This is a genomic window from Pseudomonas sp. MONT-RG-20F-20-E-7-02 (assembly GCF_022662395.1).
Classification (GTDB): domain Bacteria; phylum Pseudomonadota; class Gammaproteobacteria; order Pseudomonadales; family Pseudomonadaceae; genus Aquipseudomonas.
The window spans coordinates 111,981-123,991 of record NZ_JAKNQN010000005.1; the positions used below are offsets into that span (position 1 = coordinate 111,981).

At 61.0% G+C, this 12,011-nt stretch carries 10 protein-coding genes; 9 read left to right on the forward strand and 1 reads right to left on the reverse strand.

Translation table 11 applies throughout. The features are described from left to right. Positions 1-45 precede the first annotated feature (45 nt). The 6 genes from L8I05_RS16215 (at position 46) to L8I05_RS16240 (ending at position 5,364) form a co-directional block, all read left to right on the forward strand. A complete protein-coding gene (locus L8I05_RS16215; protein WP_242170196.1) occupies positions 46-984 on the forward strand; it encodes a sigma-54 dependent transcriptional regulator in 939 nt (312 codons plus the stop codon). 126 nt (positions 985-1,110) lie between these two features. After that, positions 1,111-1,893, forward strand: coding sequence for a MetQ/NlpA family ABC transporter substrate-binding protein (locus L8I05_RS16220; protein ID WP_242170199.1), 783 nt, complete (start codon positions 1,111-1,113; stop codon positions 1,891-1,893). Between the two features lie 541 nt (positions 1,894-2,434). After that, the gene (locus L8I05_RS16225) at positions 2,435-3,100 is read left to right on the forward strand and encodes an amino acid ABC transporter permease (protein ID WP_064450163.1); all 666 of its coding nucleotides are present in this window, start codon (positions 2,435-2,437) and stop codon (positions 3,098-3,100) included. Beyond that, positions 3,081-3,740, forward strand: a complete 660-nt coding sequence (locus L8I05_RS16230; RefSeq protein ID WP_242170202.1) for an amino acid ABC transporter permease — start codon at positions 3,081-3,083, stop codon at positions 3,738-3,740. Before L8I05_RS16225 ends, L8I05_RS16230 begins: the two co-directional genes overlap by 20 nt. Next, the gene (locus L8I05_RS16235) at positions 3,737-4,513 is read left to right on the forward strand and encodes an amino acid ABC transporter ATP-binding protein (protein ID WP_242170205.1); all 777 of its coding nucleotides are present in this window, start codon (positions 3,737-3,739) and stop codon (positions 4,511-4,513) included. Before L8I05_RS16230 ends, L8I05_RS16235 begins: the two co-directional genes overlap by 4 nt. Then, positions 4,510-5,364, forward strand: a complete 855-nt coding sequence (locus L8I05_RS16240; protein WP_159953636.1) for a transporter substrate-binding domain-containing protein — start codon at positions 4,510-4,512, stop codon at positions 5,362-5,364. The genes L8I05_RS16235 and L8I05_RS16240 overlap by 4 nt, the downstream gene beginning before the upstream one ends. A 124-nt stretch (positions 5,365-5,488) precedes the next feature. Here the strand turns inward: L8I05_RS16240 and L8I05_RS16245 are convergent, their stop codons facing one another. Continuing rightward, complete coding sequence (locus tag L8I05_RS16245) at positions 5,489-6,649, reverse strand: AAA family ATPase (protein WP_159953637.1); 1,161 nt, start codon at positions 6,647-6,649, stop codon at positions 5,489-5,491. Positions 6,650-6,769: 120 nt separating this feature from the next. Between L8I05_RS16245 and L8I05_RS16250 the strand changes: the two genes are divergently transcribed. Genes L8I05_RS16250 through L8I05_RS16260 form a run of 3 tightly spaced genes read left to right on the forward strand, consistent with a single transcriptional unit; the run spans position 6,770 to position 11,969 of the window. Beyond that, positions 6,770-7,852 carry an efflux RND transporter periplasmic adaptor subunit gene (locus L8I05_RS16250; protein WP_242170209.1) on the forward strand — a complete coding sequence of 361 codons (1,083 nt, stop codon included), beginning with the start codon at positions 6,770-6,772 and terminating at the stop codon, positions 7,850-7,852. Beyond that, a complete protein-coding gene (locus L8I05_RS16255) occupies positions 7,849-8,919 on the forward strand; it encodes an efflux RND transporter periplasmic adaptor subunit (protein WP_242170212.1) in 1,071 nt (356 codons plus the stop codon). Before L8I05_RS16250 ends, L8I05_RS16255 begins: the two co-directional genes overlap by 4 nt. Next, positions 8,916-11,969: an efflux RND transporter permease subunit gene (locus tag L8I05_RS16260; protein WP_242170216.1), complete on the forward strand. Its 3,054-nt coding sequence runs from the start codon at positions 8,916-8,918 to the stop codon at positions 11,967-11,969. The genes L8I05_RS16255 and L8I05_RS16260 overlap by 4 nt, the downstream gene beginning before the upstream one ends. Positions 11,970-12,011 lie beyond the last annotated feature (42 nt).

Genomic DNA, 12,011 nt, shown 5'->3' on the forward strand with positions numbered 1-12,011 from the left:
TTTTCAACGCCCCGTCCCTGAGTGGATTTGGGGCGGGAGCCTGCCATGAGTCATGAAACCTTCGGCCAGCCACTGCTGACCTTCCCCGACGCAGAAAAAAGCCCCCTGAGCATCCGCGCCAAGGCACTGGTGTTTGTCGACCCGCGCTCGCGCCAACTGCGTGAACAGCTGGAAAACCTGGCGCCGCGTGCCTTGCCCGTGTTGATTCGCGGTGAGACCGGTAGTGGTAAAGAGCTGCTGGCGCGGCATATCCACCGTGGCAGCGATCGCACCGGGTTGTTTGTCTCGGTCAACTGCGGTGCGATCAGCCCCACTTACGCCGATGCCGAACTGTTCGGCTACGCAGCCGGCAGCCACAGCGGCGCGGCGAGCAGCCGGGCGGGGTGGTTTGGTTCGGCCAACGGCGGCACCTTGTACCTGGATGAGATCGGCGACTTGCCGCTGCCGATTCAGGTGAAATTGCTCGCCGCGCTGGAAAACCACGAGGTCACCCGCGTTGGCGCCCATCAGCCCAGCCCGGTAGACGTGCGCCTTGTCGCCGCCACCAGCATCGACCTGGCCCAGGCCGTGGCAGCGGGCAAGTTTCATGAGCGGCTGTTCCATTATTTGAGCGAAGGCCAGCTCGACCTGCCGGCGTTGCGCGAGCGGGTCGGCGACATCCTGCCCCTGGCCGAATACTTCCTCGGCATCTACAGCCAGCGTCTGGACCTGCCGGTGCCGCTGATCAGCGACGCCGCCCAGCGTGTGCTGGAACACCACAGCTGGCCGGGCAATACCCGCGAGCTGGAAAACGTTATTCACTTTGCGCTGCTGGTCAGCAGTGGCGATGAAATTTTGCCCGAGCACCTGAACCTGCCGGTGGCGGGCTCGCCGCTGGCGCAAGTGCAGCGGATTTTCGCCAGTGCCAGCCCCGCCGAGCAGCAAACCTTGCTCAGCTTTTTAAATGAACAGCGGCTACATGAGCAAAATGGAATATCAACGTGAATAAAAGATATTGTTCGGGAATAAAAAATCTAGGTATTGTCCATCCCACGCCGCGATAGCACTTCGCTGGCACACCATAAAAAAACGGTCGTCAGAGACGCCCCGGAATTTCGATAAGGACACTGCATGAAAAAGGTTCTGTTGTTTACCGCACTGGCGGCTGCCCTGACTGCAAGCTTCGCCCAGGCCAACGAGAAACTGGTGGTTGCCGCCACGCCGATCCCGCACGCCGAGATCCTTGAGCTGGTGAAACCGACCCTGGCCAAAGAAGGCGTGGACCTGGAGATCAAAGTCTTCACTGACTATGTACAACCCAACACGCAGGTTGCCGAGAAGCGTCTGGACGCCAACTACTTCCAGACCCTGCCGTACCTGGAAAACTTCAACAAGGGCAAGGGCACCAACTTGGTCACTGTGATCGGAGTGCATGTTGAGCCAATCGGCGGTTACTCGAAAAAGATCAAGAACATTTCTGAACTCAAAGATGGCGCCACCGTAGCTATCCCGAACGAAGGCTCCAACGCCGGCCGTGCCCTGTTGCTGCTGCAAAAGAACGGTCTGATTACGCTGAAAGACCCGACCAATGCACTGGCTACGCCAAAAGACATCGCCAGCAACCCGAAAAAGCTGAAATTCAAAGAGCTGGAATCGGCGCTGCTGCCACGTGTGCTGGATCAGGTTGACCTGGATGTGATCAACACCAACTACGCGCTGGAAGCCGGCCTGAACCCAGCCAAAGACGCGCTGATCATCGAAGATGCCAAGTCGCCATACGTGAACTTCCTGGTGGCCCGCCCGGACAACAAGGACAGCGACGCGATCCAGAAACTGGCCAAGGCGCTGACCAGCCCGGAAGTCAAAGCGTTCATCGAGAAGAAGTACAACGGCGCGGTAGTGCCTGCGTTCTGATGTAACCAAAACCCCCTTCAAGGTTTGAACGCCGACGGCTACTACAGCGTCGGCGTTTTTTTATGTTGATCGTTCCCACGCTCCGCGTGGGAATGCTTCCTGTGACGCTCTGCGTCACGCTTTTAAACTGTGGGAGCTGGCTTGCCTGCGATAGCGGTTTGTCAGCTGCGGATGTGCTGGCCGATGTATCGCTATCGCAGGCAAGCCAGCTCCCACATTGAACAGCGGTGTGTCAGATGGGGCGGCTATTAATCGCCCGACGCAACGCCACCAACCACTTCACAAGCTCCTGCGGATCAATCGGTTTCGCTTCGTTCATTTTCTCATTCCTTCGAAAAAACAGCTTTCCTGGGACCCCAAGACCATAGCCGCCAGCGGCCAAACCCGCGAACCCTGCGGTTATCTTTTTGCGTGATATCAATATGCTATTTGGGTATTTAAATTTTGCTTTTTATACCTTTAAAGTTCGCGCTACCCGGCGTTACCCACGTCGGCTCGTACTGCGCTCGCTGCATTACCCTTGCGGCGTCATGGACCCAAGATGACCTTCGATTTCGCTTTTATCCTCAGCACCTTGCCGGCGTTTCTCAACGCCGTGGGGGTGACGCTGCAAGTGGGCCTGATCGCCATTGCCACCTCGCTGCTGGTGGCGCTGATCAACGCGGCGCTGCTGGTGTTTCGCACGCCTTACCTGTCGCGCCTGGTGGCGCTGTATGTGGAGTTGGCGCGCAACACGCCGCTGCTGATCCAACTGTTCTTCGTGTACTTCGCCTTGCCGGCCCTGGGGTTCAATATCTCCGGGTTCTGGGCGGCGATTATCACCATGACCTTCCTCGGCGGCGCCTACCTCACCGAAGTGCTGCGCGCCGGTGTGGAAGCGGTGCCGCTGGCGCAGATCGAGTCGGGCAAGTCCATCGGCCTGTCCGACTGGCAACTGCTGCGCCACGTGATCTTGCCCCAGGCCGGGATACTCAGCCTGCCGGCGCTGTTCGCCAATTTCATTTTTTTGCTCAAGGAGACCACCGTGGTCTCGGCCGTGGCGGTGCCGGAGATTCTCTACACCACCAAAAGCTACATCGCGCTCTACTACAAAACCTACGAAATGCTCGCCGTGCTGACGCTGATCTGCGTGCTGTTGTTCTTGCCGCTGTCTCTGCTGCTCAGCCGTCTGGAAAGGAGGCTCCAGCATGGCCAGTTCGGGTCTTGAGTTGTTGTGGGTGTCGTTGCCGCAACTGGGCAAGGGCGCTGCGCAAACCCTGTCGATTTCATTTTTGAGCATCGCCTTCAGCACCGTTGGCGGCGTCTTGTACGGCGTGTTGCGCACGCTGAATAACAAACTGATTAACGCGGCACTGCGGGTGTACCTGGAACTGTTCCGCGCGATCCCGGTGCTGGTGTGGTTGTACCTGCTGTTTTTCGGTTTGCCGATTTTCTTTGGCCTGAGCATTCCGAGTTTCTGGTGCGCGGTGCTGGTGCTGTCGCTGTGGGGTGCCAGCGAGGTCGGCGAAGTGGTACGCGGCGCGTTGCATTCGCTGCCACGTGGCCAGCGCGAGGCCGGTTTGTCGATCGGCTTGTCCGACCCGCAGCTGTACGGCTACGTGCTGCTGCCCCAGGCCCTCAAGCGCATGACGCCGCCGACCATCAACGTCTACACGCGCATCATCAAGACCAGCTCGCTGGCGGTGCTGATCGGCGTGGTGGACGTGATCAAGGTCGGCCAGCAAATCATCGAACGCACCTATGAGTCGGTACTGATCTACGGCGTGCTGTTCCTGTTTTTCTTCTTTATCTGCTACCCGTTGTCGGCCGCCTCCAAGGTGCTGGAACGGCGCTGGGCCCAAGCATGAGCGCATTGATCGAGTTCCAGGGTTTCAACAAATTCTTTGGCGAGCAGCAGGTGCTCAAGGGCATCGACCTGAGCGTGCAAAGCGGCGAAGTGGTGGTGATCCTCGGCCCCAGCGGCTGTGGCAAAAGCACTTTGCTGCGCTGTCTCAACGGCCTGGAAGTCGCGCACAGCGGCAGCCTGCGTTTTGCCGGCAAGGAGCTGCTGGATAAAAACACCGACTGGCGCCAGGTGCGTCAGGACGTGGGCATGGTGTTCCAGAGTTATCACCTGTTCCCGCACATGAGTGTGCTCGACAACATCCTGCTCGGCCCGCTGAAAGTGCAAAAACGCGAGCCCCGCGAAGCCCGCGCCCAAGCGGAAAAACTCCTCGAACGTGTGGGCCTGGCCGACAAGCGCGACGCCTTTCCGCGTCAGCTGTCCGGCGGTCAGCAGCAACGCATCGCCATCGTCCGTTCGCTGTGCATGAACCCGCAAGTGATGCTGTTTGACGAAGTCACCGCCGCCCTCGACCCGGAAATGGTCAAGGAGGTGCTGGAGGTGATTCAGGACTTGGCCCGCGATGGCATGACCTTGTTGATCGTCACCCATGAAATGGCCTTCGCCCGCGCCGTCGCCGACCGCGTGGTGTTTATGGAGGCCGGTCGCATCCTCGAGCACAACACCCCCGAAGAATTCTTTACGAACCCGCAAACCGCACGCGCGCAGCAGTTCCTGGAGAAGTTCTCCTTTGTTTCAACACTGCCCAAGAAAGCCAAGGAACTGGAGCTGATATGAAAAAGTTACTGCTGCCACTGTTTGCCGTCGCCTTACTCGCCGGCTGCGATAAAAAGGCCGAAGAGCCTGCCAAACCTGCGGCTGCCGCGGCGAGCTACATCGACAAGATCAAGGCGCGCGACAAGCTGATCGTCGGCGTATTCACCGACAAGCCGCCGTTCGGCTTTGTGAACGAAGCCGGTCGCTACGTCGGCTTCGATACCGACATCGGTCGCCAATTCGCCAAGGATTTGCTGGGCGATGAAAACAAGGTCGAGTTCGTCGCGGTCGAGCCGGCCAGCCGGATTCCATTCCTGCAAAGCGACAAGGTCGACCTGATCCTCGCCAACATGACCGTGACGCCGGAGCGCAAGGAAGCGGTGGACTTCACCAACCCCAACCTGAAAGTGGCGGTGCAGGCCCTGGTGCCTAAAGACAGCGCGGTGAAAAGCCTGGATGACCTGGCCACCCGCACTACCATCGTCACCACCGGCACCACCGCCGATATCTGGCTGACCAAAAACCACCCGGACTGGAAACTGCTCAAGTTCGAGAAAAACTCCGAGTCGCTGCAAGCGCTGTCGGCTGGTCGTGGTGATGCGTATGCGCAGGACAACCTGGTGCTGTTCAGCTGGGCCAAGCAGAACCCTGGCTACCGCGTGCTGGAAGAAAAACTCGGTGATGAAGCGCCGATTGCGCCCGCGGTAAAAAAGGGCAACATCGAACTGCGTGACTGGGTGAATGCCGAGTTGGCGAAGTTGGGTGAAGAGAAGTTCCTGCTCAAGCTGTATGACCAATATGTGCGTAAAGAGCTGAGCGATGACACCAAGCCTGAGAGTGTGATTGTTGAAGGCGGCAAGTGGCAGGGTTGATGATCGTTCCCACGCTCTGCGTGGGAATGCAGCTCTTGACGCTCCGCGTCAGCTTTTAAACTCGTGACGCGGAGCGTCACAGGAGGCGTTCCCACGCAGAGCGTGGGGACGATCTTCCTTCCACTTATTCCGGCCAATGCCACGCCGGTGCATCCAAAATCCCCTGCCCGACAATCCGCGTCTCGCCCATCACTTTTTCCAGCACAATCGAATTACACCCTTCATCCTGCTGCAACGCCGCAATCAAGCGGCTGGCATGCGACACCACCCACACCTGGCAATGCTGGGAAGCCTGGATAATCAAGCGCGCCAACGCCGGCAGCAAATCCGGGTGCAGGCTGGTTTCCGGCTCGTTCAGCACCATCATGGTCGGCGGCCGTGGCGTGAGCAGCGCCGCGATCAGCAGCAAATAACGCAACGTCCCGTCCGACAACTCTGCCGCCGACAAGGGCCGCAGCAAGCCTTCCTGATAAAACTCAATCGCAAAGCGCCCACCCTGCAACGGCTCGATATTCAGCCGCGCTCCGGGGAACGCGTCACTGACGGCCCGCTGCAACGCCTCGGGGTCGCCGATTTCGCGAATGGTCTGCAACGCTGCCGCCAAATCCCGCCCATCGTGATGCAGCACCGGCGTACGCGTGCCCAGTTGCGGTTGGCGAACGGGCGCGTCCACGTCGCTGCGAAAGTGATCATAAAAGCGCCAGCCGCGAATGCTTTCGCGCAGCAGCAAAACTTCCGGCGAGCCGCGCAGGCTGCCGACCTGGTCGAACAGGCTGTGATAGTTGGGCGTGTGCTGGGCCAGTACATCCCAGTTGCGCCCTTCACGTGCCCGAACCATCGGCCCGGAGCGCTGCACCAGCAGGCTGGCGGGGCGATACAGGTGGCCGGCCCAGATGCATTCTTTTTTTATTTCGGGGTCCAGGGAGAAATAACTGATGCCGGGTGACGGCAGCCCCATGGAGATGGCGTAGCTGAAATCTTCCCCGGCAAATCCCAGGCGCAGACGCTTCACATCCTGGCGAGTGGTGGCTTGTACGGCGACCTCGCCCTCACGCATGCGCCGGCTGATGGTTTCCGGCCCGGCCCAGAAGGTTGAATCCAGCCCACCTTCACGCGCCAGCGCATTGATCACGCCACCCTGGGCGGTTTCCGCCAGCAGACGCAGGGCGCGGTACAAGTTGGACTTGCCGCTGCCGTTTGGGCCGGTGACCAGGTTCAGCCGGTCCAGGGGCACCACCAATTTATTGATCGAGCGGTAATTGGCCACCGCCAGGGTTTTCAGCATAAGTAATCAGTCGACATGGGAACCATTGGAGTATGGGATCCTCCATGCAGATAAGGAACCCTGATCTAAGCTCACAGTCGCATACACACTGGCACATCGCGTCACGCAAAAGGAGCCTGCATGGGCGGTCGCACTTCGATAGTTTTACTCAGTCTTGGCGTGTTGGCGCTGCTGAGCGGCTGTGGCCAGGAAAAGGCCGCGCCCAAGGAGCATTCGCGTGTGTTTGTGCAGACCGTGCAGCCGGCGGATTTCGCCGCAGCGGTGACCCTGACCGGTGATATCCAGGCCCGTGTGCAAACCGATTTATCCTTCCGCGTGGGCGGCAAGATCATCCAGCGCATGGTCGACGTGGGCGACCGCGTCACCGCCAAGCAAGTGCTGGCCAAGCTCGACCCCAAGGATTTGCAGACCAACGTCGACTCCGCCCAGGCCCAGGTCGTGGCCGAACAGGCACGCGTCAAACAGACCGCCGCCGCCTTTGTGCGCCAGGAAAAACTGCTGCCCAAGGGCTACACCAGCCGCAGCGAATACGACGCCGCCCAGGCCGCGCTGCGCAGCAGCCAAAGCGCCCTGGCCGCCGCCCAGGCGCAACTGGCCAATGCCCGCGAGCAACTCGGCTACACCGCGCTGGTCGCCGATGCGCCCGGCGTGATTACTGCGCGCCAGGCTGAAGTCGGCCAGGTTGTGCAAGCCACCGTGCCGATTTTCAGCCTGGCCACCGATGGCGAGCGTGATGCGGTGTTCAATGTCTATGAATCGCTGCTGGTAGAGCCGCCGCCGGATGCGCCGATCACCGTGAGCCTGCTGGATAACCCGAGCATCAAGGCCGTAGGCAAAGTCCGCGAAGTCACGCCGGCAGTGGCGGCCAATACCGGCACCGTGCAGGTCAAGATCGCCCTGCAATCCCTGCCCAAAGGCATGCAGCTGGGCTCGGTGGTGAGTGCGACTGCCAATGGCCCGGCCAAAGCCAGTATCGAGCTGCCCTGGTCGGCGCTGACCAAAGACCTCAACGAACCCGCTGTGTGGTTGATCGACGCTGACGGCAAAGCGCAGTTGCACAACGTCAGCGTGGCCCGTTACCTCACCGGCAAAGTAATTATCGGCGACGGCCTCAAGGGCGGCGAAAAAGTTGTGGTGGCCGGTGGGCAATTGCTGCACCCCGGCATGGTGGTCGAGATCGCCCAGCAAGGAGCCCAGCCATGAAGCGCCTGACGGCAGTGCTCGCCGCCAGCCTGTTGTTGGCCGCCTGCTCCAAGGAAGAACCTGCGCCCGAACCGGTGCGCCCGGTGCTGTCCATGGAAGTGAAGGCCGAAGACCAGGAAAACCTCGGCCGCTTCGCCGGTACTATCCAGGCGCGCTACGAAAGCAACCTGGGCTTCCGTGTACCCGGCCGCATCGCCAGGCGCGCGGTGGACGTGGGCGCCGAAGTCGAGAAGGGCGCCTTGCTCGCCGTGCTCGACCCCACTGACCAGCAAAACCAGTTGCGCGCGGCCCAAGGCGACCTCGCCCGCGTGCAGGCGCAATTTATCAATGCCCAGGCCAACGCCCGCCGCCAGCAGGAATTGTTCAACCGTGGCGTGGGCGCACAAGCCCAGCTGGACGTGGCCCAGACCGACCTGAAAACCACCCAGGCCACCCTCGACCAGGCCAAGGCTTCGGTCAACCAGGCCAAGGACCAGCTCAACTACGCCGAACTGCGCACCGACCACGCCGGCATCGTCACCGCCTGGAATGCCGAGGCCGGCCAAGTGGTCAGCGCCGGCCAGCAAGTGGTGACCCTGGCGCGCCCGGACATCAAGGAAGCGGTGATCGACCTGCCGGCCGGGCTCGCCGAGCGGCTACCGCCGGACGTCGTGTTTCTGGTCGCCGGGCAACTCGACCCGAGCGTCAACACCACCGCCATCGTGCGCGAGATCGAACCCCAGGCCCAAAGCGCCACGCGGACTCGTCGCGCACGCTTGACCCTGACCGAAACGCCGCCCGCGTTTCGCCTCGGCACGGCGATCAGCGTGACCTTGAGCAGCGCCATCGCACCGCGTATCGAGCTGCCGCTGAGTGCCCTGCAAGAAGTCGACGGCAAGACCCGCATCTGGCTGCTCGACACCCAAAGCCAGACCGTGCAGCCGCGCGACATCACGGTGGTCAGCCGTGACGCCAACAGCGCGCTGCTCAACGGCGGCGTCAAACCCGGCGAACGCATCGTCACCGCTGGCGTGAACAGCCTGAAGCCTGGGCAAAAAGTCAAAATCGACGAGGACAGCCCGCGATGAAAGGGAGCTTCAACTTATCCGACTGGGCCCTCAAGCATCAGTCCTTCGTCTGGTACTTGATGTTCGTCGCGCTGTTGATGGGCGTGTTCTCCTACATGAACCTGGGCCGCGAGGAAGACCCCTCGTTCACCATCAAAACCATGGTGATCCAGACACGCTGGCCGGGCGCGACCCAGGAAGAAACCCTCAAGCAGGTCACCGACCGCATCGAGAAAAAACTCGAAGAACTCGACTCCCTCGACTACGTGAAAAGCTACACGCGACCGGGCGAGTCCACGGTGTTCGTGTTCCTCAAAGACACCACCAGTGCCAAGGCGATCCCGGATATCTGGTATCAGGTGCGCAAGAAGATCGATGACATTCGCGGCACCTTCCCCCAGGGCTTGCAGGGGCCGTCGTTCAACGATGAGTTCGGTGACGTGTTCGGTTCGGTCTACGCGTTTACCGGCGACGGTTTATCGATGCGCCAGCTGCGTGACTACGTGGAGCAAGTGCGCGCCGAAATCCGCTCGGTGCCAGGCCTGGGCAAGGTCGAGATGATCGGCCAGCAGGACGAAGTGATCTACCTGAATTTCTCCACGCGCAAACTCGCGGCGTTGGGGATTGATCAGCGCCAGGTCGTGCAGAGCCTGCAATCGCAGAACGCCGTAACGCCCGCCGGGGTGATCGAGGCCGGGCCGGAGCGGATTTCCGTGCGCACGTCCGGGCAGTTCGCCTCGGAGAAAGACCTGGCTGACGTCAACCTGCGGCTCAATGACCGGTTCTATCGCTTGGCGGACATCGCCGACATCAGCCGCGGCTATGTCGACCCGGCGCGGCCGATGTTCCGGTTCAACGGCCAGCCGGCGATTGGCCTGGCCATCGCCATGCAGAAGGGCGGCAATATCCAGTCGTTCGGCAAGGCGTTGCACCAGCGTATGGATGAGCTGACTGCCGATTTGCCGGTGGGCGTCGGTGTGCACAAAGTCTCCGACCAGGCGGAAGTGGTGGAAGAGGCCGTCGGCGGCTTTACCAGCGCGCTCTTCGAAGCCGTGATCATCGTGCTGGTGGTGAGCTTTATCAGCCTCGGCATGCGCGCCGGGCTGGTGGTGGCGTGCTCGATCCCCTTGGTGCTGGCGCTGGTGTTCGTGTTTATGGAATACAGCGGCATCACCATGCAGCGGGTGTCGCTGGGCGCGTTGATCATCGCCCTCGGCCTGCTGGTGGACGACGCGATGATCACCGTGGAGATGATGATCACGCGCCTGGAAAAAGGCGAAACCAAGGAACAGGCGGCGACCTACGCCTATACCTCGACCGCGTTCCCGATGCTCACCGGCACGCTGGTGACCGTGGCCGGCTTTGTGCCCATCGGCCTCAACGCCAGCTCGGCGGGCGAGTACACCTTCACCCTGTTCGCGGTGATTGCCGTGGCGATGCTGGTGTCGTGGGTGGTGGCGGTGCTGTTTGCGCCGGTAATCGGCGTGCATATCCTCAGTGCCAACGTTAAACCCGAAAACAAAGAGCCGGGGCGCATCGGCCGCGCGTTCAATGGCGGCATGCTCTGGGCCATGCGTAACCGCTGGTGGGCGATTGGCATCACCGTTGGCTTGTTTGTGGCGTCGGTGTTTTCCATGCAGTTTGTGCAGAACCAGTTTTTCCCGTCGTCGGATCGCCCGGAAATCCTCGTCGACCTTAACCTGCCGCAAAACGCCTCGATCAACGAAACCCGCAAGGCCGTCGACCGCCTCGAAGCGATCATCAAGGACGACCCGGACATTGCCCGTTGGAGCACCTACATCGGCCAGGGCGCGATTCGTTTCTACCTGCCCCTCGACCAGCAGTTGGAAAACCCTTATTACGCGCAGTTGGTGATCGTCAGCAAAGGCCTGGAAGAGCGCGGTGCGTTGATTGCGCGCCTGCAAAAACGCCTGCGTGATGACTTTGTCGGCATTGGCAGCTATGTGCAGCCACTGGAAATGGGCCCGCCGGTGGGGCGCCCGATTCAATATCGTGTATCCGGCAAAGACACCGATCAGGTACGCAAACACGCCATTGAGCTGGCGACCTTGCTGGATAAAAACACCCACCTGGGCGAGATCATCTACGACTGGAACGAGCCGGGTAAAGTGCTGCGCGTGGACATCGCCCAGGACAAGGCGCGGCAACTGGGGCTGTCGTCGGAAGACGTGGCGCAGTTGATGAACAGCGTGGTCAGTGGTGCGTCGGTGACCCAGGTGCACGACGATATCTACCTTATCAATGTGGTCGGGCGCGCCGAGGACGCCGAACGCGGCACGCCGGAAACCCTGCAGAACCTGCAGATTGTCACGCCCAATGGCACCTCGATTCCGCTGCTGGCGTTCGCCACGGTGCGTTACGAACTGGAGCAGCCGCTGGTGTGGCGCCGCGATCGCAAACCGACCATCACCGTCAAGGCCTCGGTGCGTGATGAGATACAGCCGACCGACCTGGTCAAGCAACTCAAACCCGAGATCGACAAGTTCAGCGCCGAGCTGCCGGTGGGTTACAAGGTTGCCACCGGCGGCACCGTCGAAGAAAGCGGCAAGGCCCAAGGCCCCATCGCCAAAGTAGTGCCGCTGATGCTGTTCTTGATGGCGACCTTCCTGATGATCCAGCTGCACAGCGTGCAGAAGATGTTCCTGGTGGCGAGTGTCGCGCCATTGGGGCTGATCGGTGTGGTGCTGGCGTTGATTCCCACGGGCACGCCCATGGGCTTTGTGGCGATCCTCGGCATCCTCGCGCTGATCGGCATCATCATTCGCAACTCGGTGATTCTGGTGACGCAGATCGATGCGTATGAGCGCGATGGCTACACGCCGTGGGACGCGGTGGTGGAAGCCACCGAGCACCGGCGCCGGCCGATCCTGCTGACCGCAGCGGCGGCCAGCCTGGGCATGATCCCGATTGCGCGGGAAGTGTTCTGGGGGCCGATGGCTTACGCGATGATCGGCGGGATCATCATTGCCACATTGCTGACGCTGCTGTTCCTGCCGGCGCTTTACGTGGCCTGGTACAAGATTCGCGAGCCGAAAAAACAACAGGCCTGACGCTTGGGGCCTTCCTGCAACGATGTGGGAAGGTTCCTGGAA